The following is a 25,177-nucleotide window of genomic DNA, read 5'->3' as shown; positions in this document are numbered from 1 at the left end:
ACCCACCGTCATGACGGGCCCATCCCGGCGTTGCCGATCTGGTTCGACGGCGCGACCGTGCTCGACATGGACCGAGCCACCGAACCGTCGACGCTCATCGCCTTGGCCATCTTGCGCTCCGACGGGATGCGCTTCTGCCGGGGGTCGAACGCGTCGCGCAGGCCGTCTCCGATGAAGTTGATCGACAGCGCGATGATCACGATCATCAGACCCGGCCACCAGAACAGCCACGGCCGCGTCGAGAACGCCTCCTGGTACTGGCTGATCAGCAGGCCGAGCGACGTGGCCGGCGCCTTGATCCCGACGCCGAGGTAGGACAACGCGGTCTCGAGCAGGATCGCCGAGCTCATGAGCAGCGTCGTGTTGACGATGATCACGCCGATCGCGTTCGGCAGCATGTGCTTGAACATGATCCGGGAGTTGCTGGCGCCCGCCACGCGCGCGGCGTCGACGAACTCACGCTCCCGGAGGGTCAGGAAGTCACCGCGCACCAGCCGCGCCAGCGTGGTCCACGTGATCAGGCCGAGGAACGCGCCGAAGATGAGCGGGTTGTTGCCACCCGCGAGCTGACCGAGGACGGCGCCGATGACGATGACCGGCATGGTGATGACCAGGTCCGTGACCCGCATCAGGATGTCGTCGGTCCGGCCGCGGTTGAAGCCCGCCAGGGCGCCGACGAAGATCCCGACGCCCGTCGCGACGATCCCGACGGTCGCCGTGATGATGAGGGACGTCTGCGTGCCCCGCATGACGCGCGCGAAGACGTCGCGACCGATCTCGTCCTGGCCGAACGGGTGCAGACCCCAGTGGAACCAGAGGCCGGCGTCACCGCCGAGCCACGAAGGCAGCAGGAGCGTGGGCTTGCCGCCGTTGATGACGACGTTGATCTCGTTGGGCGTGAACAGCCACCAGCCCGTCCAGCCGCCGATCCCGACGGACGAGAACGCGAGGATCACGACGAGCGTCAGAACGACGATGGCGACCATCGCACCGCGGTGGCGCAGGAAGCGACGACGGACGATCTGTCCCTGCGAGAGGCCGGCGACCTCCCGCAGCTCGATCGCGTTCTCCGTCGACTCGTCGGCCGAGCCCTGCGGGGGTACCTGCTCGACGGTACTCATGCATTCACCCGGATCCTGGGGTCGAGACCCGCGTAGACGAGGTCGGCGACGATGTTGGCGACGATCGCGAGCGCGGCGACGATCACGAGGTAGGCCATCACCGGCTCGATCTCCGCGTGGGTCAGGGAGTAGAGGAACAGGGTGCCCATCCCTGGTCGGGCGAACACCCGCTCGGTGATGATCGCGCCACCGAGGAGGGTGATCACGTCGATCGGCACCACGGTGGCCAGCGGGATCAGCGAGTTGCGGAACCCGTGGCGCATGATCACCGTGCGTTCGGGCATGCCCTTCGAGCGCGCCGTGCGGATGTAGTCCTGGCTCATCACCTCGAGCATGCTCGAGCGTGAGTAGCGGGTGTACGAGGCGAACCCGATCAGCACCAGCGCCAGGGTCGGCAGGAGCAGGTGCATGAACTGGTCGAGCGTGATGACCCAGAAGTTGCCGCCGAGGTTCGGTGTCCGGTCGCCGATCGTCGGGACGGGTCGGCCGTTGATCGCCGGTGCGTTGTAGTACGCGGGCCAGACCCGCATGACCTGGTTGACGAAGAGCATCGAGGCAATCAGGAACGCGGTGATCGCGGCCGTGCGCGCCGAGACGCCCCGGTCGGGGCCACCCCAGGCGTAGCCGACGCCGATCCCGACGCCGACCGTGACGAGCGCCAGGACGAGCATCATCCACCAGGACTCGTCGACCTTCTGGAAGAAGACCTGCAACGGCAGGTACAGCACCAGGCCGATGACGACCGTGGTCAGTGACGCGCCCAGCGCTCGGCGGTTCTTCAGCCCGGTCGACAGCGTCGTGACCGAGAACGCGGTCGCCGTGCCGAGCAGGGCGAGCAGGGGCGGGTTGATGCTCGGGTGCGTCCACCAGTCGCTCAGCTGCAGGAACGCGAACGTGGCGAACGTCGCGGCGAACGCCACCACGAAGGTCAGGATCCGCTGCCGTCGTTCACCGCCTATCGCGAGGCTCCACAGGAGGCCCGCCAGCAGTGCGACGACTCCGATGAAGGCCCAGGACAGCACCGGGTCCGCGAGGAAGTTGTTGAAGCCGATCGCGCCCCACTGCTTGAGCAGCACCGCGACCCAGAAGGCGGGCAGCGAGTAGAGGAGGAACGAGACGAAGATCATCAGGTAGTCGAACGAGCTGTACTGGCGCAGTGCGCTGACGATGCCGACCGCGACGCCGAAGACGATCGCGATGACCGTCGCCGCGGTGACGAGCTGGATCGTCGACAGGATCGCCCCGTGCAGGACCGTCGAGACCGGCTGGTCGCTGACCCACGCCGTGCCCAGGTCGCCGTGCGCGAAGTTGCCGAGCCACTTGAAGTAGCGGATCACGACGGGCGTGTCGAGATCGAGCAGCTGGATCCGCTGGGCGATCAGCTGCTGCTTGTTCGCGGCCGTCGACTGGCCCAGGTCCCCGAACGGGTCCATCGACGCGGAGGCGAGGATGTACATCACGAATGTCGAGACCAGCAGCGTTGCCAGCCCGGCGAGTAGACGTCGCCACAGGAACGAGATCAAATGCGTACACCTCGCAGTTGAGGGCGTTGCACTCCGATTGCCCGAGTCTACGCAGCAAGGGAGCTGGAACGCCTGGTCAGAGCGCCACGGAGCGCCACGCGTGTAACGTGCAGGGCCCGCGGCCACGGCTCAGGATCGAGGGACCCGGCCGCGGACGTCGCACCTGGAGACACGGTGAGGGCGGCGGAACCCGTAGGCTCCGCCGCCCCGACCGGTGTCAGTCAGGCGGTCTGACGGGTCAGCTCGTGGCCTTGTCCGTCGCGCCGGACCCCTCGATCTTCCAGTTCCAGAACCCGTACATGATCGTCGGGCTCAGGGAGAGGGGATCGGGGCCGGTGAGCTTCTTGCTCCAGGCGTGGATCCCGGGGAACTGGAAGATCGTGGTGCCGAAGGCGTCGGCGTTCAGCTGCTGCTCGATCTTGTAGAGCAGCTCCGTCTGCTTCTTGCCGTCGAGCTCCGTGGAGAGCTGGTCGTACAGGCTGTCCACCTTGGCATTGGTGTAGCCGCTCTTGTTCTGGCTGCCACCGGTGCGGTAGGTCGGCTCCCCGGCGGTCACTGCCGTCGAGGTGGACTGCCAACCGAACAGCGAGGCGTCGTAGTCGGCCTGGCCGGTGTTGATCTTGTTGACCCACTTCGCTGCCGGAGCCGAGGCGTCGACCATCGTGAAGCCAACTGCAGCCTCGGCGTTCTTGATGAGGTCGAACTCGTTGACGCGGCGCGGGTTGTCGCCGTTGAAGACCAGGCGGACGTTGATCGGACCGGTGACTCCAGCGGAGGCCAGGATCGACTTGGCCTTGGCGGGGTCGCCGGCGTTCGGGTACTCGTCCGAGCCGTTGTTCTTGACGACCTCGTCGTAGTTCGGCGCGCTCGGCAGGACCTGGAACGAGTTACGGACCTCGGCCTTGGGGTTGAGCGGCTTGATCAGGTTGTCGATGATCGCCTGTCGCGGCAGGGCCGTCAGGAACGCCTTGCGGACGGCGAGCGCCTTCGCGGCGTCGCCACCGTAGGTGGCCGGGTCGAACGGGCCCTTGTTGGTGAACTGCAGGTCGATGTGCTCGTACGTGCCCTCGTCGGCGTTCTGGACGTTGACGGTCCCGAGGTCGTTGAGTGCCGTCAGGACGTCGGCGGAGGCCTGCGGGCCGACGATGTCGACCTCACCGTTCTGGAGAGCCTGCACCTGCCCCATCGGGTCGTCGATGTAGCGGAACGTGAAGGTGTCGGGCCCCGTGGTGCGGCTGCCCTTGTACTTGTCGTTGCGCTTGACCGTCAGGTACTGGCCGTCGACGAAGTCGCTGATGATGTACGGGCCGTCCGAAACGACGAGGGACTTGTCGTCCGGGAACTTCGAGATGTTGAACCCGTGGTTCCAGAACTCCGCGATGGGCTTGAGCTTCTCGACGTCGTTGTCGGTGATCGCCTTCGCCAGCGCCTCGTTGGCCTTCGTCGGGTCCGTGATGCCCAGCGTGTGGGTGGCGACGACGTGCGCGGGGACGACCGGGCCCTGGAACTCGAGCTCCCAGTCACCGAACGGCTTGTCGTAGGTGAAGGTGATCGACTTGTTGTCGTCGGAGACCTCAGGAGTCTTCGTGACCAGCGCAGCGCCGGGGGTCACGCCGTTGAAGAACACACCGGCCTTGTAGTCGGTCAGGTCGTTGGAATCAGCGTCGAAGTTGCCCTCGATCGTGTTCAGGTGGCCCGAGGTCGCCGCCCACTCGAGCAGGCTGTCCGTGGCGGTGACGGGGGTGCCGTCCGACCACGTGGCGTCCTTGCTGATCGTGTACTTCACGACGAGGGGATCTGCCGAGACCTTCTCGTACTTGCCGAAGCTCGTGTCCTTGTGGAGCGTGAGGTCCGGCTCGTAGTAGTTGAACTGCGAGTTCGTCAGGTAGGTGACGACCGCGTTCTGCGTCGCGTTGCCCACGTTGAACTCGTCCGTGTTCAACGACGTGAGGGGTGACTCCCACGCGGCGTTGACGGCGGTGCTCTGGTTGATGCCTGCGTTGTCGTCGGTCGTGTCGCCATTACCGCTGCTGCACGCAGCGAGAGCGAGAAGGCTCAGCGAGGCGACCGCTGCGGTCGCGGCCTTCCGTGTGATCTTCAATGTTCCTCCTGAAACGGTGGCGGGTCTGCCGAGTCACACGGGCGTCGATGGTCACGGCGCACAAGGGAGCAGAGCCCTCCGGGGGTTGCGGACACGTTAGTGAAGCCCCAACGGACAAAACGGACAGGTAGCCACAGATCTGGTGATCGTTACGCTATTGATACTGACCGGTACGTCCATGATGTGAGATCGTCACCCCGCAGAAACACCACGGTTACCTGTCCGAACCTTCCTCCGGACGGGTGTCATCGAGGCAAAGCCCCTGACGATCCGTCTCGGATCTGCTATGAACCGCGGTCGTGCTGATCATGAGTGCTCTGCTCGGACCTCGCTTTCCACCGTACTCCGGCGGGTTCGTCGCAGCCCGCTGAGCAGGGACAATCGTGAGATGAGCGTGCTCTCCCTGACCCGTCGGTTCGGCCGGACCCGCTGGTTCGCCCGCCTCGGCCGCGCCGTCTCGGGCTTCGACCGCCGGCTCCAGAAGGCAACACGCGGCCGGCTCAGCGTCCTCGGCAGGCCGACCTTGCCCCACCTGGTCCTGACGACGACCGGGCGCAAGACCGGCGAACCCCGCGAGGCTGTCCTGCTCTACGCCGTCGACGGGGACGGCTGGGTGCTCATCGGCTCCAACTGGGGCCAGGCCCACCACCCGGCGTGGTCGGGCAACCTGCTGGCGAACCCGACCGGCACCGTCACGATCGCCGGCGTCACCACCCCGGTCACCGCGCTGCTCGCCTCCGACGACGAGCGCGCCCGCCTCCTGCCGGCGCTCACAGCCGTCTGGCCGGCCTACGAGACCTACGCGGACCGCGCCTCGGACCGGGAGCTCCGGGTCTTCCGCCTGGCACGCACCTGACGCCGGTGGGCGCGCTGTCAGCACCGCTTCCTCGGTGAAGTTCCCGGCGCACCGCGCCCGGCTGGACATCGACCGGCGATTGTCCGGCTACCGTCCGAACGTGGAGATCCTGCACATCACCCGTCGCGCAGACTGGGACGCGGCCGTGGACAGCGGCACCTACCGCTGGTCGACGAAGGGCCGGACCTACGAGGACGTCGGGTTCATCCACGCGTCGTCGCGGGCCCAGCTTCCCGCCGTCGCCGCGTTCGTGTTCGCCGGTGAACCCGACGAGGTGTGCGTCCTGCTGCTGGAGACCGGCACGATCATCGCGGCCGGCACCGAGGTCCGCTACGAGGACGGCGGGAACGGCGAGCTCTACCCGCACATCTACGGGCCGATCGACCCGGCCTGGGTGGTCGACGTCGTGCCCGCACACCTCGACGCCGACGGTGTCTTCGCGTGGGGCCCGAGCCGGTAGCGCTCGAGTCAGTTCGTGCATCGACGATCGGGACGTAGGCGTCGAGATCGCTGCGGTCACCGTCGAATGCGTCGTAGATCGTGGTCAGGCGGGGGTCCTCGAAGATCGCGTCGGCCACTGCGCGCGTCACCCCAGCGCCGCGTCGTGCCGCACCAGTGCGCCCACCAGGTCTTCGGGCGAGGTCGACGTCGGGCGGTCGCTGACCTGGCCGTCGCCGAGCTCGATCACGCGCCACACGCCGTCCTCGCGGCGGGCGAGATCGACGGTCACGAAGCCCAACCCGAGAGCGGTGACCGTCGGCCCGAGGTCGGGCAGCACGAGCTCCGGCCCTGGCAGCTCATCGGCGGTGTCCGGGTGTGCCGTCGCCAGGGCGCAGCGGCCGTCGATCCACCAGGTGCGCACCTCCGCACCCCGGAAGTGCTCGAACCGGCGCAGGACCAGACCGCCCGTGAGCGAGTCCTCACGCAGCTCGACGAACCGTGCCGCGACGCGCGTCGCGGTGTCGATGTCGGTGACGTCGGGGATGAAGCACGCCTCGTCCCAGTAGTGCTTCATCGACTTCACGTAGTCGCGCAGGACCGCGCCGCCGGTACCCAGGGCCGCGCACAGGGCGGCGACCTCGTCGGGCGCGCCGCCCGTCGACCACACGGTCTGCGGGGTGAGGTCGCTCAGCGCCGCATACCAGCCGGGCAGCTCGTGCGCCGTCCGGAAGGCAGCCGCGGACGTGCGCAGAGCGACACCGCGCGCACCGAGGGCGTGCTCGAACGCGGCGTACTCGCCGCCGCGGAGCATCCAGCCCCGGTAGACCGCGTCGTCCGAGCCGGGAACCCGCGCCACGGCCTGGCCGGCGGCACCCGCGCACAGCGCGTCGTGGTCGACGAACGCGACGTCGATGCCCAGGTCACGGGCAGCACGCGCCTCGGGGGCGAAGTGCGGGTCGCACGATCGAGGGTTCAGCGGGTCGGCGGGCAGGAGCAGGAGCATGCAGTGAGTCTGCAGCCTGCAGGGAACATCGCTGGTCCCTTTTTTGCGGCATCGGCCGCCTCACGGACCGCCGCGCCAGTGGTCGATCCGCTGGTGGTCGGGCACGAAGCCGTGCCCCACGCCCCACAGCACCGCTTGTGTCCGGCTCTCGACGCCGATCTTCCCGTATGCCGACCGGATGTAGGACTTCACGGTGTTCGGGCTGAGGTAGGTCAGCGAGGCGACGTCCGCGTTGCTCAGCCCCTGGGTGATCAGCGCAAGGATCTCCGACTCGCGGTCCGTCAGGCCTTCGGCGCGGCCGGGCCAGTCGAGTCCGGTGGCGGGTCGGGCGCGGCTCGGCACCTCGCTGATCACGACGTCGCCGTCGTGGACAGACTCGAGCGCGCTCACGAGCTCACGCGCCGGCAGCGCCTTGGACAGATAGCCGCGCACGCCCTGCGCGCGGGCACTGGCGACGAGGTCGGGATGGAAGTTCCACGTGAAGACGACCACCTGGCGGGCCCTCGGGTTGCGCACCAGCACGCCGACCTCGTGCTGGTCGGACTCCGGCTGGGCGAACGCGTCGTACAGCACGATGTCGACGTCGTCCTCGACCGGTTCGTTCGTGTCGATCTCGGCCACCACCACACGGTCGCGGTACGGGTCGAGCATCCGGGCCACCCCCATGACCACCACGTCGTAGTCGTCGACGAGCGCAATCCTGATCGGTCGTCCAGACTTGTTCACAGCTCGACCGTAGACCCCCCTAGGGGTGTACTGCACCGTCCGTAGGGTGGTGAGGTCGAGGGACGTCACCACACGAGCAGAGAGGCACCACCATGCTGGGACTGATCATCACCATCGTCGTCGTCGGGCTCATCGCCGGGGCGCTCGCGCGGCTCGTCGTCCCCGGAAGGCAGAACCTGTCGATCGGAATGACGATCCTCATCGGGATCATCGGGTCGTTCGTCGGGGGTTTCCTCGGCTACCTGCTGTTCCACAAGGACGCGGATGACGGCTTCCTGCAGCCTGCCGGGCTGCTCGGCTCGATCATCGGTGCGATCATCGTGCTTCTCATCTGGATCCGGGTCGGCGGCCGCCGCTCGATCACCAACTGATCCTCGCGGAGCGGGCCGCTCCCCTGTCCTACGGGCAGGGGAGCGGCCCGTTCCGTCTGTCTGCCCCCGTTCCGGTGGACAGGTGTCGAACGCGGGAGCAAGGTGATGGAGCGGGAGAAGACCGTGCGACCGATCGTCACGACGGGGTGGTGAACCCATGGGTCGCGTGATCGACGTACCCACCACCAGGCGCGAGTTCCTGACGCTCAGCGCCCTCGCCGTGGGTGCCGGACTCGGCCTCGCGGCCTGCGCATCGGCGACACCGCTGGCGAGCTCCGGACCACCGTTGAGCGGGGAGTACGACGGGCCCCCGGTCCAGATCGAGTACTGGAACGGCTTCACGGGCGGCGACGGACCCGCGATGCGCCAGCTGGTGGCCGACTTCAACAAGAGCCAGGACCTGATCACCGTCCGGATGAACGTCGTCCAGTGGGCGCAGTACTACCAACGAGTCGTCGCCGCGGTGCACGCCGGCAAGGGCCCGGACGTGGGAGCCATGCACGTCGAGCAGCTCGCCACCCAGGCGTCGCGCCAGACGATCGCCCCCCTCGACGACATCCTCGACGAGATCGGCGTCAGCGCCGAGCAGTACCCGCACGAGGTGTGGGAGCGCGGAGTCTTCGGCGACCACCGGTACGGCGTCCCGCTCGACGTGCACTCACTGGCGTCGTACGCGAACACCGATCTGGTGGCGAAGGGCGGCGGAAATCCCACGCCGGCCACGCGACAGGACCTCGAGGCCTCGATCTCGGCCTTGATGTCCGCCGGGGTCAAGACCCCGTTCTGGGTGCCGAACCGGTGGCCGGCCCACCTGATCTTCCTGTCGCTGCTGTGGCAGTTCGGGGGTGAGCCGTACTCCGAGGACGGCAGCAAGGCGACCTTCGACAGCGATGCCGGCATCGCCGCGCTGTCCTGGCTGACGGGGCTCATCCAGTCCGGCGTCAGCCCGAAGAACGTGGCCCCCGACTCCCAGTACACGGCCTTCAAGGGCGGCCAGGGCGCCTACACGTGGGACGGCATCTGGCAGATCAACGACCTCAAGAGCACCGCCCCCGACCTGCCGTGGACCATGTCTGCTCTGCCGACGATCGGTGACACCCCCGCCGTCTGGGCGAATTCCCACCAGCTCGTGCTGTTCAAGAACCGGTCGCCGAACGACGACCGGATCCTCGCCAGCAAGGCGTTCCTACGGTTCCTCATCGACAACTCCGAGGCGTGGTCGGGTTCCGGGCTGATCCCCGCGCGGTCCGAGGCGCGCAAGACGCCGGAGTTCCTCAAGAGCCCACAGGCGGTCCTCGAGCCCGCGGTTCCCACGATGCGGTTCCTGCCACCCGTGCCGGCACTCGGCGAGGTCCAGGCGCAGACGCTGGAGATCGCGCTCGCGGACGCGATCCTCGGTCGCCAGTCGCCGGAGGCGGCGCTCCGCGGGAACGCGTCGAAGGCGACCCAGCTCATGCAGGCCAACCTGAAGAAGTTCGAGGTGAAGTCATGACGCAGATCGCCATCGGACGACGGCACGGCGTCCCCGCGCGCTCGACGGCCGCGGTCGGGTCGAGCACAACGAGCGCGACGAGCCGACGTCGCGACCGGCGAGACGGCTGGCTGTTCCTGGCGCCGTACCTGGTGCTGTTTGCCGTGTTCGTGCTGCTGCCCGCCGGGTTCGGCGTCTGGATCAGCCTGCACGACTACGACTACAGCCTCCCCGACAAGCCGTTCGTCGGCCTCGACAACTACACCGGTCTCCTCACCGGTGACTCGCCGTTCGCGTCGACGTTCTGGCAGGCGATGCGCGGGACCGCGATCTTCACCGTGTTCTCCGTGCCGCTCCTGCTGGTCCTCCCGCTGGGCGTCGCCCTCCTGATGAACCTCAAGGTGAAGTGCCGCAACTTCTTCCGGGCGACGTACTTCGCGCCCTACGTCCTCGGCGTCGCGGTGGTCGCCGTGCTGTGGCGGTACCTCCTCGACACCAACATCGGGCTGGTCAACCAGTACCTGTCCCGGCTCGGCCTCGACAGCGCCATCCCGTGGCTCACCCAGCTGCCGTGGGCCTGGATCTCGCTCGTCGGAGTCACCGTCTGGTGGACGCTCGGCTTCAACTCCGTCATCTACCTGGCGGCGCTCCAGGACATCTCGCCCGAGCTGTACGAGGCCGCGAAGATGGACGGCGCGAACGTCTGGCAGCGGTTCCGGAACGTCACGCTCCCGGGTCTGCGTCCCGTGCTCCTCTTCGTCACCAGCGTGACGATCATCGCGTCGGTCAACATGTTCGGCCAGAGCTACCTGATGACGCAGGGCGGACCCGGCACGGCCACCCGCACGGCGATCTACCAGATCGCCGACACCGGCCTGACGAACTTCAACTCGGGCATGGCGTCGGCGATGTCGATGATCTTCACCGTCTTCCTCGCCGTCGTGAGCGTCGGGGTCTTCGCGCTCTTCCGCGAGCGCGGCACGACGAGTGCTCGAGCGGAGGGAGAAGCCTGATGAGCACCGCAACTGCCCCCACCAGCGCGACGGCCCGCGGTTCTCGCGACCCTGCCCGGGAGTCGGAGAACGGCCGACGCGGACCACGCAAGGTGCTGCTCTACGTCGCCCTGGTCGTCCTGAGCCTGGTGTTCATCTCGCCGTTGATCTACATGGTCTCGACGTCGTTCAAGACGACCGCCGATGCCGCCTCCACCACGCCGCAGTGGATCCCCGCGAACCCGACCACACAGGCCTACGAGAGCATCTTCACGACGCAGGGCACCCCGGTGGTCCGGTGGCTGGTCAACAGCCTCGCAGCGGCGACCATGCAGACGGTTCTGGTCCTGATCACGGCGTCGATGGCCGCGTACGCGCTCGCCCGGATCGACTTCCCGGGCAAGCGCTGGGTCTTCGGGCTCATCATCGCGACGCTGTTCATCCCGCCGGTGATCCTCCTGATCCCGAACTACCTCATCGTCGGGCGGCTCGGCTGGCTGGACACGCTTCTGGCCGTCATCGTCCCGGGCGCGGCCGGTGCCTTCGGCGTGTTCTTCCTGCGGCAGTTCTTCCTGTCCCTGCCCAAGGAGCTGGAGGAAGCCGCCTTCATCGACGGCGCGACCCGGTGGCGCACGTTCCGCACGATCGTCCTGCCGCTGTCGCGGCCCGCCCTGGTCACGTTGGCCCTGCTGTCGTTCCTGACCAACTGGAACGACTTCCTGTGGCCCGTCTACGTGCTCTTCTCGCCCGAGAACCAGACGCTGCCGGCCGGCCTGTCGACACTCCAGAACGCCAACGCGGTCCGCTACGACCTGCTCATGGCGGGCGCCGTCGTCGCGAGCGTGCCGGTGCTGGTGATGTACATCGCTGCCCAGCGGTACATCGTGGAGGGCGTCGGGCGCGCAGGCCTGAAGGGATGACCTCCGGCACGTACCGGAACCCCGTCTGGGACGGGTACTTCGCGGACCCGTTCGTGCTCCGCGCCGAGGGTCGGTTCTGGGCGTTCGGTACCGGTGGTGGTGAGGAGTCGCAGGACGTCGTCGGCCTCGTCTCGGACGACCTGGTCACCTGGACCCCCCACGGACCGGTGATCGATCCGGCCACGACACCGGAGGGGAAGCCCCACCACTGGGCCCCCGAGGTCCTCGCCACGGACGACGGGTACGTCCTGTACTACTCGGCCGGTCTGCGGGACCAGGGGCACCGGATCCGCGCGGCGGTCAGCGCCACACCGGGCGGACCGTACAGGGACACCGGGCTCGAGCTCACGCCGGACGAACCGTTCGCCATCGACCCGCACCCCTGCCGCGACGCCGACGGCAACCTCTACCTGTTCTACTGCGTCGACCGGCTCACGGGGCCACGCGTGGGCACGGTGATCGTCGTCGACCGGATGCTCACCCCCACCCGCCTCGCCGGCGACCCGCAACCGGTCGTGGCGGCCACAGGTGAGTGGCAGCTCTATCTCGCGGGCCGGGCGATGTACGAGGCCACCTACGACTGGTACACGTGCGAGGGCGCGTTCACCGTCCGACGCGACGGACGCTACTGGTGCCTCTACTCCGGCGGGAACTGGCAGCAGCAGAACTACGGGGTGTCAGCGGCATCCGCACCGGCGATGCTCGGCCCGTGGACCGAGGAGCCCGGCGAGCTGCCGTCGGTCGTCCGGTCCGCGCCCGACGCCGTCGGACCGGGGCACGCCAGCGTCGTGACGGACGACGACGGGCAGGACTGGCTGGTCTACCACGCCTGGGACCCCGAGGGCGTCGCCCGACGCATGCACATCGACCCGCTCGACTGGACGCCGGCCGGTCCGGTGTGCCGCGGCCCGAGCACCGGACCGCGGCAGGCACCAGCCCTGCTTCAGTAGGTCACGTTGTCCAGGTAGTCGAAGCCCACCTGGGCGGCCTCGAAGGGGTCGAAGGTCGAGTCACCGAAGCGAGGGTCGTGCTCGACGACGTAGTACTTCGTGCTGCCGCCCGCCGCCGCGAAGATCGCCGGGAAGTCGATGATCCCGCGGCCCACGATCTCGATCCGACCGGGGAACTCGCCGGCGGCCATGTCCTTCACGTGGAACAGCTTGATCCGGTTGCCGTACCGCTCGATCACGTCCAGCGGGTTGCCGATGCCGCCGCCGTTGGTCGCCCAGTAGAGGTCGAGCTGGAACACGACGTTCTTCGGGTCCGTGTAGGCCATGAGGATGTCGTACACGGTGCGGTCGCCGAAGACCGTCTCGAACTCGACGTTGTGGTTGTGCACCATCAGCTGCTGCCCGTGCCGGCGGGCCTCGGCGCCGACCTTGTCGAGGTACTGCGCGTACGCGATCCACTCGGCCTCGGTCGAGTAGATCGGCGGGAAGATCGGGGTGGCTCCGGAGCCGAAGTACCTGATCCCCAGCGTCTTGTTGTCCCTGAGGATCTGCTCGATGTCGGCCGGGTTCTGCGGCGTCCCCACATCGACGTGCCGCGCGGAGGCCTTGAGGTGGTACCGGTCCAGGAGCGCCCGGTACTGCTCCGCGGTCATCCCACTGAGGGTGAACGGCTCGACGTTCCGGTACCCCATCGCGTGCAGGCGGCTGAACACCTCCTCGGTCCGGGCGACGGTCTCGGCGTCGGTGCCGAAGCCGATGTACTCGGCGAAGGTCCAGAGCTGGATCGAGATCTTGCTCGTCGGTATCCCTCTGCCACCGTGGCCATGGCCATGGCCTCCCGCCGATGCCGCGGGCGCCGCGAGGACGCCCACCACGGCCAGGCAGAGGGCGGTCACCGTTGCGGCGATCAGTCCGCGCAGCGTGCGGGCCCAGTGTCGATTCACGTCCTGCATCGGTGCCTCCCGGGGCGCAGGTCACGAACGCCCGAGCGGTCTTCTTTGCCCGCGTCGCGTTCGGATCTCTCCAGCACGGTAACCGGCAGGCAGGCGGGACGCACTCGGGGCGACGACGGCGGTCGGTGCTGACGCGGCCTCAGCGGACACCGGCTTCTTCACCCGGCCCTGCGACCCCGGACGGCACGAAGAGGACCTACACGTTGAAGCGGAACTCCACCACGTTCCGTACCGGAACAACGTGTGAAACGGAGGCGGACCGGGCCCAGGGACTCCCGAGCCCGGTCCGGCCGCTCACTCAGGCCCGCTCGACCGGGAACCAGAGCTCACACGTCGCGGTACTGAAGTCGGGCGCGCGGTCGAGTACGGAGACGATCGACGGACCAGGGCGCAGCCGCCACGGGTTGGAGGGGAACCACTCTGTCGCAGACGCCGCGTACGCCTCCTGGAGGGCCGCCGGGTGCGAACCGGAAGTGCGGAAGACCACCCACGCTCCGGCGTCGACGTCGATCACGTCGAGGTCATCGGGAGTCTGGGCGTCGACGTCAACTGCCACGCCGTGCAGATATGTCAGTTCGCTGCCCTCAGTCGCGTCCGGTTCGACATCAGCACTGACCTGCAGCAGCCCCGACGGCTCGGTGCCGCCGAGCTGCTTGAGGCGCTCATGCTCGGAGACGGGCAGCGAAGCGACGTGCCGCTGAATGTGTGGGTTGACACCCTCGTAGACCAGCGGCACGCGAGCGGCGTGGCCGATCAGACGGAAAGCGGGGCGTTCGATGATGCGGGCATCCATAGGGTGCGTCCCTTCGACGGTCAGGCGGAACCTGAGCTGCGGTTGACCACGAAGGGGGCCTCCATCGCGGCGGACGTCGCCATGACTGGCGCCGTGCACGGCACGGAATGCTCGCCCGAATGCCTCGGTCGAGCCGTATCCGTACCGCACGGCGATCGTGAGCAGATCCTCGTCCCCGATCACGTCAGCCGCGGCGACAGTCATACGCCGCCGCCGCACGTAGTCGGACACCGGCATGCCCGCCAAGGACGAGAACATGCGACGCGCGTGATAGCCCGTCGTTCCCATCGATGCCGCGAGGTCATCGACGTCGAGGTCGTCGCCGAGGCGCTGCTCGATCTCGTCGACGAGCCGGTTGAGGATCTCGATCATCGCCGCTCCCTTCGCCTCCCACTCTCATCGACGCAGAGGGGGCTCCGCCCGACTTCTCCGGTTCGGTTCTGTCGGGTGAACAGCGCAGCCCAGGGAGGACGCGATCACACGTTGAAGCGGAACTCCACCACGTCGCCGTCGGCCATGACGTAGTCCTTGCCCTCGATGCGGGCCTTGCCGGCGGCGCGTGCGGCGGCGACCGAGCCGGCGGCGACGAGGTCGTCGAACGAGATGACCTCGGCCTTGATGAAGCCCTTCTGGAAGTCGGTGTGGATCACACCAGCTGCCTGCGGGGCGGTCCAGCCCTGGTGGATCGTCCAGGCGCGGGACTCCTTGGGGCCTGCCGTCAGGTAGGACTGCAGGCCGAGGGTGTGGAAGCCGACGCGGGCGAGCTGGTCCAGGCCGGCTTCTTCCTGACCGTTGTCGGCGAGCATCTCCTTCGCCTCGTCGGGCTCGAGCTCGACGAGCTCGGACTCGAACTTGGCGTCGAGGAAGATGGCGTCGGCGGGGGCGACCAGTGCGCGCAGCTCGTCCTGGAACGCGGTGTCGGCCAGGCCGGCGTCGTCCGTGTTGAAGACGTAGATGAAGGGCTTGCTCGTCATGAGCTGCAGCTCGTCCAGGTGCTCGATCTTCTTGCCGCTCTGCGCGAGGGTCTGGCCGGTCTCCAGGATCGCGAACGCCTCCTGCGCGGCGGCGAGCAGGCCGGCGTCGGCCTTCTTGGCGCGGACCTCCTTCTCGAGACGCGGGATCGCCTTCTCGAGGGTCTGCAGGTCGGCCAGGATCAGCTCGGTGTTGACGATCTCGATGTCGTCCTTCGGGTTCACCTCACCCGAGACGTGCACGACGTCCGGGTCGGCGAAGACGCGTGTGACCTGGCAGATCGCGTCGGCCTCACGGATGTTGGCGAGGAACTTGTTGCCCAGACCCTCCCCCTCGCTGGCGCCCTTGACGATCCCGGCGATGTCGACGAACGACACGGTGGCGGGAAGGATCCGCTCGGAGCCGAACAGCTCGGCGAGCGTGTTCAGGCGGGGATCCGGGAGCGGGACCACACCGACGTTCGGCTCGATCGTCGCGAAGGGGTAGTTCGCGGCGAGGACCGACGCACGGGTCAGCGCGTTGAAGAGGGTGGACTTGCCGACGTTGGGCAGGCCGACGATGCCGATGGTGAGTGCCACGTCGGACGAGTCTACGGGGCGTCAGGCGAACGACAGGATCCGTCGCAGCAGGTCGGTGCCGGTGCGCTCCAGCACCCGCCCACCGACGCGCAGCCCGACGACGAGCAGCAGCCCACCGAGAAGCACTCCGACGACGAGAGCAGCCCACCCGACGCCCACCTCGTGCTGCGTGATCGCCAGGAACGCCAAGGCCGCCTCGGGAGCGCTCAGCGCGAGCACCGCGCCCCAGCCGAGCAGCTGCGACGTCACCGCCATCATCGACGCACCCTGCCGGGTCTGGAACGGGTTCTCCCCCGGCTGCTGCACGGGGAAGACGACCAGCGCCGACACGATGCTGGCACCGCCGAACGCCGTGAGGAGCACTCCGAAGGAGACGCCGAGCAACGCGGGGACGACCTCGGGACGCCCGGTCACCAGAGCCGACCCGATCGCGTACGTGGCCACGACGGGCACCGCGAGCGCCGAGGCGCCGAGCACCCTCCCGAGCCGGTCGGTCAGGCCGGTCACGGGTGCCGCGAGATGCGTCCAGAAGGCAGAACCGTCGTAGGCGACGTCCGACGAGATGCCCCACCCCATCAGGAAGGCGGCCGTCGGGCCGAGGAACAACAGCTTGCTGCCTCCACCGAAGACCAGCATGAGGACGGGGAGCAGCGGCACGATCGCGATGGCGAGCGCGTACCGCGGGTCCCGCACCCAGTACGTCAAGGTGCGGGCGGTCACGGCACCGAGCGGCGTCGCCGGCAGCCGGCCGAACCAGCCGAGTCCCCGGTTCCGCGTCGACGTGGACTCGTGGACGGGGTTCACCAGTGCGTGGGCGAGGGCGCGCGCCCAGACCATGGCGAGGACCACGAGCGTCCCGACGGCGATCCCGAAGCGCGCGGCCGCACCGGCCCAGTGCCCGTCGGCGACCTCCCACGGCACCGCCCAGGCCGCGCCGAGGGGGGTCCACCCGAGGACGCGGGCGACCTGTCCGAGCGCCTCCTTGCTGGGCATGCCGCCGGACATCGAGACGCGGCTGAGCAGCGGGCCCGCGAGGATCAGCGGGATGAGCGCGGCCGCGGCGGTGAGCTCGCGCACCCGTCGCCTGCCCATGAGGTTCGAGAACGCCGAGGTGGTCGCCCGGCTGCCGACGATGCACGTCGCGAGCCCGAGCAACCCGCACGGCAGAGCGACGAGCACGACGTCCAGGTCCTGCCACCACACGCCGGTCAGCGCCAGCGCCGTGACGGCGGTGACGATGCCCGGGATCCCGATGACGCCCCCGATCGCCAGACCGACGAGCAGGCTGCGGCGAGGGATGGTGAACGTCGCGAACCGCGCCGGGTCCACCGTCGCGTCCACCCCGAACGACACCAGCGGGACCACCCACCAGCCCAGGACGAGGACAGATCCGACGAGGACCGTGACCAGCCCCCGGATGTCCGGCACCTGGACGCTCGTCGCTGCCATCGCCGCCACGACGATGACGATCGCGAACAGCCCGTACAGCGCCGCGACGACGAGGCCGACGACCTGCCAGGGGCTTCGTCGCAACCCGTTCCGCAGCAGCGTGAGCTTCAGCCGGACGAGGTGCGCAACCACGCGAGCCCCTCACCGCTGACCCGACCCCCGACGAGCTGCACGAACCGGTCCTCCAGGCTGGCCTCGCCACGGACGTCGTCGACGGTCCCCGCGGCCAGCACGTGCCCGCCGGCGATCACCGCGACGTGGTCGCACATGCGCTGGACCAGGTCCATCACGTGCGACGACACGATGACGGTGCCGCCCGAGGCGACGTACGACGCCAGGATGTCCCGGATGTTGGCGGCCGAGACGGGGTCCACGGCCTCGAAGGGCTCATCCAGGACGAGCAGCCGCGGGGCGTGCACCATCGCGCACGCCAGCGCCACCTTCTTCGTCATGCCCGCCGAGTACTCGACGACGAGGGTCTGCGCGTCCTTGTCGAGGTCGAGCGCCACCAGCAGGTCGTGCGCGCGGGTCGCGACCGTCTCGCGGTCCAGGCCGTGCAGCAGGCCCGCGTAGGTGATGAGCTGCTCGCCGGTGAGGCGGTCGAAGAGTCGCACGCCGTCGGGGAGGACACCGAGCATCCGCTTGACCTCGAGCGGGTGCGACCACAGGTCCTGCCCGTGGACCAGCACGGTGCCGAAGTCGGGCTGCAGCAGACCCGTCGCCATCGACAGCGTCGTCGTCTTGCCGGCGCCGTTCGGGCCGACGAGGCCGTAGAACGACCCGGACGGCACGACGAGGTCGATGCCTGCGACCGCGACCTTCTGGCCGAACCGGCGCCACAGGCCTCGCAGGTCCAGCGCGGGCAACTGGTCGGCAGGCACCGGACCACACTACGTTCCGAGACCGCCGAAGACCCTCCGCCGAGCGGTGGATGTCAGTACCCCCTGGGAGGGTCCCCCCATGAACCCTTCCGTGCTGCTCGGGCTGCTGATCGGTGGCGTCATCGGCGCCGTGCTCGGTGCCGTCGTCGCGTCCTGGCGTGGCGCCGTCACGTCCGCGCAGGCCGGCGCGGCGCTCGCGGCGGCCCAGGCTCGGATCGGCGACACCGATCGACAGGCGGACCAGTTCCGCGCGCTGGCGGCGGAGGCTCTCGCGACGAGCACCGACCAGTTCCTCGCACTCGCCCACCAGCAGTTCGCCGCGGACCACCAGACGCAGTCGGGTGAGCTGGCTCAGCGCGAGGCCGCCGTCCGCGCGATGGTCGAGCCGCTGTCGAGCACGCTCGACGCGGTCCGAGCACAGCTGTCGACGGCCGAGCAGGCGCGCGCGGCCGGGAACGCGGCGCTCGGAGAGCAGGTCCGCGCCATGCACGCAGCCTCAGAGCATCTTCGCGACGAGACGTCCCGGCTGGTCACCGCCTTGCGGTCGTCGCAGGTGCGTGGCCGTTGGGGCGAGGTGCAGCTGCGGCGGGTCGTCGAGGCGGCCGGGATGCTCCCGCACGTGGACTTCGTCGAGCAGGCGCAGGTCCGCACCGACGACGGGCTGCTCCGGCCGGACATGGTGGTCCGGCTCGCCGGGGGCAAGAACGTCGTCGTCGACGCCAAGGTCGCGTTCCTGGGCTTCCTCGACGCCGCGCAGACGACCGACGAGTCGGTTCGAGCGGACCGGCTCGCGGCACACGCCCGGCACGTGCGCTCGCACGTGGACGACCTGGCGAGCAAGCGCTACTGGGACCAGTTCGCCCCGGCGCCGGAGTTCGTCGTCATGTTCGTGCCGGCCGAGTCGTTCCTGGGTGCCGCCGCCGAGCAGGATCCGCTCCTGATGGAGTACGCGTTCGAGCGCAACGTGGTCATCGCCACGCCCATGACCCTGCTCGCCCTGCTGCGCACCGTCTCCTATGCGTGGCGCCAGGACGCGCTCGCCACCAATGCGCAGGCGGTGCTCACTCTGGGAAAGGAGCTGCACGGCCGGCTCGCGACGATGGGCGCGCACCTTGCTCGGCTGGGTCGTGCCATCGACTCCGCCGCCGGGGCGTACAACCAGACCGTGTCGTCGCTGGAGAACCGCGTCCTGGTCAGCGCCCGTCGGTTCGCTGAGCTGAACGTCGTGGACGGTGACCTACCGATGCCCGAGCCCGCCAACCCGCGCCTGTCGAGCGTGAGCGCCCCCGAGCTGGTGGCACCGGCCGAGGCGCAGGTATCCCCGGACGAGCACGTGGTCCTGTTCGACGGTCGGGCGGAACGCGACGAACGAGCGCTCCGTGCGGAGCGGGCCGTTCGTGACGGCGACGCAGGCGGATCGGCCGACGCATCGAGCGCCTGACCAGCCGCCGCTCGGTCGCCACAGGCTCCCGGCCGAGGGTTCCCGCCGCGGGCTCGCCGCGGGCTCGCCGCGGAAGGGTCCCGGCCGGGGGGTTGCCGCCGCAGGCTCGCCGCGGAAGGGTCCCGGCCCGCGGACGACCGTGCCCGAGGCGTCGCGCTGGACCGGGCACTCACGGCGCCGGGCGCGTCGGCTCAAACTGGCTGGACGTCCAGGGAGCGGCGGCCGTCGCGGCGGGGGCTGGCCACCGGGGTGCCCGCCGCCTTGAGGTCCGCACGGAGCTCGCGGGGCAGCGAGAACATCAGGTCCTCGGTGGCCGTCCGCACCTCCTCGACGGTGTCGAAGCCGTGCTCGGCGAGCAGGGCAAGCACGTCGCGGACCAGGATCTCCGGCACCGAAGCGCCTGACGTGACGCCCACGGTCGCCGCGCCGTCGAGCCAGGCAGGGTCGATCTCGGCCGCGGAGTCCACGCGGTAGGAGCTGCGGGCGCCGGCGTCGAGAGCGACCTCGACCAGCCGGACCGAGTTGGAGGAGTTCGCCGAGCCGACCGTGATCACCACGTCGCAGGCAGGGGCAAGCTTCTTCACGGCCACCTGACGGTTCTGGGTGGCGTAGCAGATGTCGTCGCTGGGCGGGTCCTGCAGGTTGGGGAACCGCTCGCGCAACCGGCGGACGGTCTCCATCGTCTCGTCGACGGACAGGGTGGTCTGCGAGATCCAGATCAGGCGGTCGGGGTCACGCACCTCGAGACCGGCGACCGCGTCCGGAGAGTCGACGACCTGGATGTGGTCGGGTGCCTCCCCGTAGGTGCCCTCGACCTCCTCGTGACCGTCGTGCCCGATCAGCAGGATGTCGTAGTCCTCGGCCGCGAAACGCACGGCTTCCTTGTGCACCTTGGTGACCAGCGGGCAGGTGGCGTCGATCGTCTGCAACGAGCGCTCGGCTGCTGCGGCGTGCACCGCCGGCGAGACGCCGTGCGCGGAGAACACCACGCGGGCACCCTCGGGCACCTCGTCGGTCTCGTTGACGAAGATGGCGCCACGCGCTGCCAACGTCTCGACCACGTACTTGTTGTGCACGATCTCCTTGCGCACGTAGACCGGGGCGCCGTAGTGCTCGAGCGCCTTCTCGACGGCGACGACGGCCCGGTCGACGCCGGCGCAGTACCCACGCGGAGCAGCCAGGAGTACGCGCTTGCCGGTGGCGGACGTGGAGGTGGTCACCCGGCGAGTCTAGTTCGGCCGCACGTCGCGACCTCCGGGCGGTGCCCGTCACCGCCAGGATGACCACGCGACCTCCACCACACGCCCACGGCCCGGCCCGTGCGCGCTGGTGGTGGGCCGGCCGCACGACGGGTTCACCGGCGCGACGGCGGTCAGGACACCGCCGACCGTGCCGCCCTAGCGGCGCCTGTGACAGGGGTGGACCACTGTGGCGCACCCGCTGTCCCAGGAGCCACCACCCGTCGCACGTGCCGCTAGGTTCGCGCTCCCGGAAACGTCAGCGGACGGCGCTCGAGTGCAACCGTCGCCTCCGGCGGGAGCCATCCTCCACGGTTCGCTCGTCCCCGGGCAGGGTCGTCGTCGCGGCCGGTGCTCCCGGCCGGAATCGGGATGTGGGTCGCATGGGGCAGGCTGGGGGCGTGAGCAGCGAGCCGGTCATCAGTACACCCGTGAGCTCGGGGCCCCGGCCTCTCAAGGCCGCCGACACCACACCGGAGCGGCCCTGGCCCGTGCGGCACCTGGCTCCCAAGATCGCCGACTACGTCGCGAAGATGCCGCCGGTCTGGGTGGAGGGCCAGGTGCTCAACCTCAAACGGTGGAACACCCTGTACTTCCTCACGCTCCGGGACACCGACCTCGACATGTCCCTGTCCGTCACCGTCCCGGCGGCGTCCATGCGCCCGCTGGCGGACAAGGTCTCCGACGGCGCCCACCTCGTCGTCCACGCGCGACCGCAGTTCCACGCCAAGAAGGGCACGCTGACGTTCGCGGCCGACGACGTCCGGCTCGTCGGGCTCGGCGAGCTGCTGGCCCGCATCGAGCACCTCAAGGGCATCCTCGCGGCGGAGGGCCTGTTCGAGCCCAGCCGCAAGCGCGACCTGCCGTTCCTGCCGCGTACCGTCGGGCTGATCGTCGCGCAGCAAGGGGATGCGGAGCACGACGTGGTGTCGAATGCGCGGGCCCGCTGGGCGGCGGTCGACTTCGAGATCCGGCGCGTGACCGTGCAGGGCCCGCGGGCGGTGCCTGAGGTCAGCGCCGCCATCACCGAGCTCGACGCGGACCCGCGTGTCGACGTGATCGTCGTCGCGCGCGGCGGCGGTTCGTTCGAGGATCTGCTCCCGTTCAGCAACGAGGCGCTGGTCCGCGTCGCGGCGTCCTGCCGGACCCCGCTCGTGAGCGCGATCGGGCACCATCTCGACACGCCGCTGCTCGACCTGGTGGCCGACTTCCGCGCGTCGACGCCGACGGACGCGGCGAAGCGGATCGTGCCCGACGTCGGCGAGGAGCGGTCACGGATCTCGCAGGCACGTCTGCGGGCCAGGGCAGCCCTGACAGGCCGGGTGCAGCGCGACCAGGCGGCCCTCGAGCAGCTCCGCAGCCGGCCCGTGCTGCGGAGCCCGAGCACCCTCGTCGACCAGCACGAGCACCGTGTCGCGGCCCTCCGCGAGGGCGGGCGGCGTGCCCTGCACTCCGGCCTGGTGCACGGGCTGGCCGAGGTCGTCGGTCTCGCCGCGCAGGTTCGGGCTCTCTCGCCGGCGGCCACGCTCGAGCGCGGCTACGCCGTGGTGCAGGCGACGAACGGGCACGTCGTCCGCGACCCCGCCGAGGTCACCGCGGGCGACGAGCTCCGGGTGCGGGTCGCCCGCGGCGAGCTCACCGCCACGGCGACGTCGGCCTGAGAACGCGGCCGACGCGGTCTTACGCGCGGACGGCCGACTGCTGGGGCGAGCCAGGCGAACAGTGCGGTCCAGTGAGCAGCCCCCAGTCAGGAGCGGGCCGCCTGCACGGCCTGCGCCGACCCGTCCCGCCCGACGATGGTGCGGCTCGCGGACGCGGACCCCGTCACGCGGACAGCGTCAGGCCCGCGTGGGTCGGTGCTGGTTGACTGTCCTCATGCCGAAGGCGACCACTCCGAACGCTGACGTGAACGAGCTCGGCTACGAGCAGGCTCGCGACGAGCTCGTGTCGGTCGTCGCCCGGCTCGAGGCCGGTGCGCAGACTCTCGAGGAGTCCCTCGTGCTCTGGGAGCGCGGGGAGGCGTTGGCCGCCCGGTGCCAAGAGTGGTTGGACGGCGCGCGGCAGCGACTCAGTGCCGTACGGACGAAGGACACCGCCCCGGCCGACGCGAGCGACCCAGCCGGGCTCGGCACGCAGATCGGCCCGGACGACATCGAGGAGCAGTGATGACCGCCGCAACGACCGATCGCGCACTTGTCGTCGGGGAAGCACTCATCGACGAGGTCGCCCGCCCTGACGGGACCCGCGAGCGACACCCCGGCGGCAGCCCGGCCAACGTCGCACTCGGCCTCGGCAGGCTCGGCCGCTCGGTCGACCTGCTGACCTGGCTCGGCGAGGACGCCGACGGGGACCTGGTCCGTGAGCACCTCGGACGCTCGAACGTGAACGTGCTGACCGGCGACCGCTGGGCGGTCCGGACGCCCGTGGCCACAGCGAACCTCGACGCGCAGGGGGTCGCCAGCTACTCCTTCGACCTGGAATGGGACCTGCCGAGCTCGTGGGACGAGTCCGGAGGTGGCCCGCTGGTCGTGCACACGGGCTCGATCGCCACGGTGCTGCAGCCCGGCGGCGCCGCGGTCGAGCGCCTGATCGCCCGCAGCCAGCCGACGTCGTCGATCACCTACGACCCGAACCTGCGGCCCATGCTCATGGGGTCCCCGGCGGACGTGCTGCCCGTCGTCGACGCGCTGGTGCGGCTCTCCGACGTGGTCAAGGTCAGCGACGAGGACCTCGCCTGGTTGCTCCCGGGCGTCGCGCCGGCTGAGATCGCCGAGCAGTGGAGCCGGTCCGGTCCGTCGCTCGTCGTCGTCACGCACGGTCCCGACGGCGCGTTCGCCAGCACGTCGGCGGGCGCCCGCCTGCACGTCCCGGGCCTGAGGGTCGATGTCGTCGACACGGTCGGCGCGGGCGACTCCTTCATGGGCGGCCTCATCGACGGCCTGTGGTCCGTCGGACTGCTCGGCGCAGCGAGTCGGCAGGCGCTGGCCGACGCCTCACCGGCGGTGATCCAGACGGTGCTCGAACGCTGCGTGCGGATCGCCGCGATCACGGTCTCTCGCGCGGGCGCGAACCCGCCGCTCGCGCGAGAGCTGATCTGAGGCCTACGCGCTCGCCGCCTCGCGCGCGTGTGCTCGCTCCAGGGAGGCCTTGCGGTCGGCTTCGTTCTCCTCGTCGATCCGGCGCGCCGCGTCGGCGTTCCAGGTGAGGTTCTCGCCGGACTCCGGGTCGAAGATCATGGCGCGCGCGGGGTCGAACCAGAGGGGTGCCTGGTCTCCGTCACGGATCTTGCTCTCGGAGTCGAGCGCGACGATCAGCTGGGTGCGCAGCCCTTCGCCGTCGAGGTCGCGGTCGAGCTCCTCGAGCTTGCCCGCCACATCGGGGTTGGTGTCGAACGGGATGTAGGCGTACAGCTCGGATCCCAGCCACTCAGTGACGTCGATGGGTGCGGCGAACTCCACGCCCTGGCTGCGCTTGGCGGGCTCGAGGAGCGCCGCGTCCTCGAAGTGCTCGGGGCGCAGGCCGACGATCACGAGGCTCTTCCCGCGCAGCTTGGCCGACAGCTCCGGCGTCAGCGGGATGTCGGCGAAGGGAAGCCGCAGGGAGCGCCCGTCCACCACCTCACCGGGGAGGAAGTTCATGGGCGGCGAGCCGATGAACCCGGCGACGAACAGGTTCCTGGGCTGCTCGTACAGGCCGCGGGGGCTGGCCACCTGCTGCAGCTCGCCCTTGCGGAGCACGGCGACCCGGTCGCCCAGCGTCATCGCCTCGGTCTGGTCGTGCGTGACGTAGACGGTGGTGGTGCCCATCTTGCGCTGCATGCGGGCGATCTCGGTGCGCATCTGGCCACGCAGCTTGGCGTCCAGGTTGGACAGTGGCTCGTCGAAGAGGAACGCCTCGGCGTCCCGGACGATCGCGCGACCCATCGCGACGCGTTGCCGCTGACCGCCGGAGAGGTTGGCGGGCTTGCGGTCCAGGTGGTCCTGCAGCTCGAGGGTCCGGGCCGCGAACTCGACCTTCTCCTTGATCTGCGCCTCGGTGAACTTGCCCTTCTGCAGCCGCAGCGGGAAGGCGATGTTCTCGAAGACGGTCAGGTGTGGGTAGAGGGCGTAGTTCTGGAACACCATCGCGAGCTTGCGGTCTCGCGGGGCCTTCTCGTTCACGCGCTTGCCACCGATGGTCATCTCGCCCGCGGTGATGTCCTCGAGGCCGACGATCATGCGCAGCAGCGTCGACTTCCCGCAGCCTGACGGGCCGACGAGGATGACGAACTCGCCGTCGGCGATGTCAAGGCTGACGCCCTTCACGGCGAGGAAGCCGTCGCCGTACTGCTTGACGATATCCTTCATGGTGATGGCGGCCATGGGATCTCCTTCGTGGGACGGGCGGCGTCGTCGGGC

Annotated in this window: 23 protein-coding genes; 11 read left to right on the top strand and 12 right to left on the bottom strand. The window is 69.5% G+C overall.

What is annotated here, in order from left to right:
• Positions 1 to 8: 8 nt before the first annotated feature.
• The 3 genes from I847_RS0118830 to I847_RS0118820 all read right to left on the bottom strand — a co-directional run bounded on the left by I847_RS0118830 (position 9) and on the right by I847_RS0118820 (position 4,745).
• Complete coding sequence (locus I847_RS0118830) at positions 9 to 1,121, bottom strand: ABC transporter permease (RefSeq protein WP_028050929.1); 1,113 nt, start codon at positions 1,119 to 1,121, stop codon at positions 9 to 11.
• On the bottom strand, positions 1,118 to 2,644 hold the full coding sequence (locus I847_RS0118825) for an ABC transporter permease (protein WP_028050928.1): 1,527 nt from the start codon (positions 2,642 to 2,644) through the stop codon (positions 1,118 to 1,120). Before I847_RS0118825 ends, I847_RS0118830 begins: the two co-directional genes overlap by 4 nt.
• Positions 2,645 to 2,882: 238 nt before the next feature.
• Positions 2,883 to 4,745 carry an ABC transporter family substrate-binding protein gene (locus I847_RS0118820; RefSeq protein WP_028050927.1) on the bottom strand — a complete coding sequence of 621 codons (1,863 nt, stop codon included), beginning with the start codon at positions 4,743 to 4,745 and terminating at the stop codon, positions 2,883 to 2,885.
• A gap of 388 nt (positions 4,746 to 5,133) precedes the next feature.
• On the opposite strand from I847_RS0118820, the gene I847_RS0118815 reads away from it, so the two are divergent.
• Both I847_RS0118815 and I847_RS0118810 read left to right on the top strand, forming a co-directional pair.
• Positions 5,134 to 5,601 (top strand): nitroreductase family deazaflavin-dependent oxidoreductase, encoded by a 468-nt coding sequence (locus I847_RS0118815; protein WP_028050926.1) that lies wholly within the window; start codon positions 5,134 to 5,136, stop codon positions 5,599 to 5,601.
• 100 nt (positions 5,602 to 5,701) lie between these two features.
• Entirely contained in the window at positions 5,702 to 6,061 is a 360-nt protein-coding gene (locus I847_RS0118810) for a DUF952 domain-containing protein (RefSeq protein ID WP_028050925.1), read from the top strand.
• Between the two features lie 126 nt (positions 6,062 to 6,187).
• Here I847_RS0118810 and I847_RS0118805 read toward each other — a convergent pair whose 3' ends face one another.
• Entirely contained in the window at positions 6,188 to 7,045 is an 858-nt protein-coding gene (locus I847_RS0118805; RefSeq protein WP_028050924.1) for an ATP-grasp domain-containing protein, read from the bottom strand.
• A 60-nt stretch (positions 7,046 to 7,105) separates the two neighbouring features.
• Positions 7,106 to 7,711, bottom strand: a complete 606-nt coding sequence (locus I847_RS0118800) for a DNA-binding response regulator (RefSeq protein WP_081681175.1) — start codon at positions 7,709 to 7,711, stop codon at positions 7,106 to 7,108.
• 152 nt (positions 7,712 to 7,863) lie between these two features.
• Here I847_RS0118800 and I847_RS0118795 point away from each other — a divergent pair, with 152 nt between their 5' ends.
• The 5 genes from I847_RS0118795 to I847_RS0118775 all read left to right on the top strand — a co-directional run bounded on the left by I847_RS0118795 (position 7,864) and on the right by I847_RS0118775 (position 12,475).
• Complete coding sequence (locus tag I847_RS0118795) at positions 7,864 to 8,142, top strand: GlsB/YeaQ/YmgE family stress response membrane protein (protein WP_028050922.1); 279 nt, start codon at positions 7,864 to 7,866, stop codon at positions 8,140 to 8,142.
• 157 nt (positions 8,143 to 8,299) lie between these two features.
• Entirely contained in the window at positions 8,300 to 9,634 is a 1,335-nt protein-coding gene (locus I847_RS0118790; RefSeq protein WP_034610905.1) for an ABC transporter substrate-binding protein, read from the top strand.
• On the top strand, positions 9,631 to 10,626 hold the full coding sequence (locus I847_RS24855) for a carbohydrate ABC transporter permease (RefSeq protein WP_051275065.1): 996 nt from the start codon (positions 9,631 to 9,633) through the stop codon (positions 10,624 to 10,626). Before I847_RS0118790 ends, I847_RS24855 begins: the two co-directional genes overlap by 4 nt.
• Complete coding sequence (locus I847_RS0118780; RefSeq protein WP_028050920.1) at positions 10,626 to 11,525, top strand: carbohydrate ABC transporter permease; 900 nt, start codon at positions 10,626 to 10,628, stop codon at positions 11,523 to 11,525. Before I847_RS24855 ends, I847_RS0118780 begins: the two co-directional genes overlap by 1 nt.
• Entirely contained in the window at positions 11,522 to 12,475 is a 954-nt protein-coding gene (locus I847_RS0118775; RefSeq protein ID WP_028050919.1) for a glycoside hydrolase family 43 protein, read from the top strand. Before I847_RS0118780 ends, I847_RS0118775 begins: the two co-directional genes overlap by 4 nt.
• Here the strand turns inward: I847_RS0118775 and I847_RS0118770 are convergent.
• The 5 genes from I847_RS0118770 to I847_RS0118750 form a co-directional block, all read right to left on the bottom strand.
• Positions 12,469 to 13,428, bottom strand: a complete 960-nt coding sequence (locus I847_RS0118770; protein ID WP_028050918.1) for a sugar phosphate isomerase/epimerase — start codon at positions 13,426 to 13,428, stop codon at positions 12,469 to 12,471. The two genes, I847_RS0118775 and I847_RS0118770, sit on opposite strands and share 7 nt — an antisense overlap.
• Positions 13,429 to 13,726: 298 nt before the next feature.
• Positions 13,727 to 14,593 carry an AraC family transcriptional regulator gene (locus tag I847_RS0118765; protein WP_028050917.1) on the bottom strand — a complete coding sequence of 289 codons (867 nt, stop codon included), beginning with the start codon at positions 14,591 to 14,593 and terminating at the stop codon, positions 13,727 to 13,729.
• Positions 14,594 to 14,697: 104 nt separating this feature from the next.
• The gene (gene ychF, locus I847_RS0118760; RefSeq protein ID WP_028050916.1) at positions 14,698 to 15,771 is read right to left on the bottom strand and encodes a redox-regulated ATPase YchF; all 1,074 of its coding nucleotides are present in this window, start codon (positions 15,769 to 15,771) and stop codon (positions 14,698 to 14,700) included.
• 21 nt (positions 15,772 to 15,792) lie between these two features.
• The gene (locus I847_RS0118755; RefSeq protein ID WP_028050915.1) at positions 15,793 to 17,352 is read right to left on the bottom strand and encodes a hypothetical protein; all 1,560 of its coding nucleotides are present in this window, start codon (positions 17,350 to 17,352) and stop codon (positions 15,793 to 15,795) included.
• Positions 17,328 to 18,101, bottom strand: a complete 774-nt coding sequence (locus tag I847_RS0118750; protein WP_028050914.1) for an ABC transporter ATP-binding protein — start codon at positions 18,099 to 18,101, stop codon at positions 17,328 to 17,330. The genes I847_RS0118755 and I847_RS0118750 overlap by 25 nt, the downstream gene beginning before the upstream one ends.
• A 79-nt stretch (positions 18,102 to 18,180) precedes the next feature.
• On the opposite strand from I847_RS0118750, the gene I847_RS0118745 reads away from it, so the two are divergent.
• Positions 18,181 to 19,542 carry a DNA recombination protein RmuC gene (locus tag I847_RS0118745; protein WP_028050913.1) on the top strand — a complete coding sequence of 454 codons (1,362 nt, stop codon included), beginning with the start codon at positions 18,181 to 18,183 and terminating at the stop codon, positions 19,540 to 19,542.
• Positions 19,543 to 19,733: 191 nt separating this feature from the next.
• Here the strand turns inward: I847_RS0118745 and I847_RS0118740 are convergent, their stop codons facing one another.
• On the bottom strand, positions 19,734 to 20,762 hold the full coding sequence (locus tag I847_RS0118740) for a 4-hydroxy-3-methylbut-2-enyl diphosphate reductase (RefSeq protein WP_028050912.1): 1,029 nt from the start codon (positions 20,760 to 20,762) through the stop codon (positions 19,734 to 19,736).
• A 401-nt stretch (positions 20,763 to 21,163) separates the two neighbouring features.
• On the opposite strand from I847_RS0118740, the gene xseA reads away from it, so the two are divergent.
• The 3 genes from xseA (at position 21,164) to I847_RS0118720 (ending at position 23,878) form a co-directional block, all read left to right on the top strand.
• Positions 21,164 to 22,441, top strand: a complete 1,278-nt coding sequence (gene xseA / locus I847_RS0118735; RefSeq protein ID WP_081681174.1) for an exodeoxyribonuclease VII large subunit — start codon at positions 21,164 to 21,166, stop codon at positions 22,439 to 22,441.
• Between the two features lie 214 nt (positions 22,442 to 22,655).
• Complete coding sequence (locus I847_RS0118725; protein ID WP_028050910.1) at positions 22,656 to 22,946, top strand: exodeoxyribonuclease VII small subunit; 291 nt, start codon at positions 22,656 to 22,658, stop codon at positions 22,944 to 22,946.
• A complete protein-coding gene (locus I847_RS0118720) occupies positions 22,946 to 23,878 on the top strand; it encodes a carbohydrate kinase (protein WP_028050909.1) in 933 nt (310 codons plus the stop codon). The genes I847_RS0118725 and I847_RS0118720 overlap by 1 nt, the downstream gene beginning before the upstream one ends.
• Before the next feature lie 3 nt (positions 23,879 to 23,881).
• Here the strand turns inward: I847_RS0118720 and I847_RS0118715 are convergent, their stop codons facing one another.
• The gene (locus I847_RS0118715) at positions 23,882 to 25,141 is read right to left on the bottom strand and encodes an ABC transporter ATP-binding protein (protein WP_028050908.1); all 1,260 of its coding nucleotides are present in this window, start codon (positions 25,139 to 25,141) and stop codon (positions 23,882 to 23,884) included.
• Positions 25,142 to 25,177: the final 36 nt, after the last annotated feature.

Source organism: Cellulomonas sp. URHD0024, assembly GCF_000426185.1.
Taxonomy (GTDB): Bacteria; Actinomycetota; Actinomycetes; order Actinomycetales; family Cellulomonadaceae; genus Cellulomonas.
The sequence above is the reverse complement of the archived record's forward strand: the minus strand, read 5'-3'. Positions and strand labels throughout refer to the sequence as shown.

Coding starts and splice junctions, on each gene's coding strand:
- I847_RS0118830 (WP_028050929.1), bottom strand. CDS start 1,121: ATGAGTACCGTCGAGCAGGTACCCCCGCAGGGCTCGGCCGACGAGTCG.
- I847_RS0118815 (WP_028050926.1), top strand. CDS start 5,134: ATGAGCGTGCTCTCCCTGACCCGTCGGTTCGGCCGGACCCGCTGGTTC.
- I847_RS0118805 (WP_028050924.1), bottom strand. CDS start 7,045: ATGCTCCTGCTCCTGCCCGCCGACCCGCTGAACCCTCGATCGTGCGAC.
- I847_RS0118800 (WP_081681175.1), bottom strand. CDS start 7,711: ATGGGGGTGGCCCGGATGCTCGACCCGTACCGCGACCGTGTGGTGGTG.
- I847_RS0118795 (WP_028050922.1), top strand. CDS start 7,864: ATGCTGGGACTGATCATCACCATCGTCGTCGTCGGGCTCATCGCCGGG.
- I847_RS0118790 (WP_034610905.1), top strand. CDS start 8,300: ATGGGTCGCGTGATCGACGTACCCACCACCAGGCGCGAGTTCCTGACG.
- I847_RS24855 (WP_051275065.1), top strand. CDS start 9,631: ATGACGCAGATCGCCATCGGACGACGGCACGGCGTCCCCGCGCGCTCG.
- I847_RS0118780 (WP_028050920.1), top strand. CDS start 10,626: ATGAGCACCGCAACTGCCCCCACCAGCGCGACGGCCCGCGGTTCTCGC.
- I847_RS0118775 (WP_028050919.1), top strand. CDS start 11,522: ATGACCTCCGGCACGTACCGGAACCCCGTCTGGGACGGGTACTTCGCG.
- I847_RS0118770 (WP_028050918.1), bottom strand. CDS start 13,428: ATGCAGGACGTGAATCGACACTGGGCCCGCACGCTGCGCGGACTGATC.
- I847_RS0118765 (WP_028050917.1), bottom strand. CDS start 14,593: ATGATCGAGATCCTCAACCGGCTCGTCGACGAGATCGAGCAGCGCCTC.
- I847_RS0118745 (WP_028050913.1), top strand. CDS start 18,181: ATGAACCCTTCCGTGCTGCTCGGGCTGCTGATCGGTGGCGTCATCGGC.
- xseA (WP_081681174.1), top strand. CDS start 21,164: ATGGGGCAGGCTGGGGGCGTGAGCAGCGAGCCGGTCATCAGTACACCC.
- I847_RS0118725 (WP_028050910.1), top strand. CDS start 22,656: ATGCCGAAGGCGACCACTCCGAACGCTGACGTGAACGAGCTCGGCTAC.
- I847_RS0118720 (WP_028050909.1), top strand. CDS start 22,946: ATGACCGCCGCAACGACCGATCGCGCACTTGTCGTCGGGGAAGCACTC.
- I847_RS0118715 (WP_028050908.1), bottom strand. CDS start 25,141: ATGGCCGCCATCACCATGAAGGATATCGTCAAGCAGTACGGCGACGGC.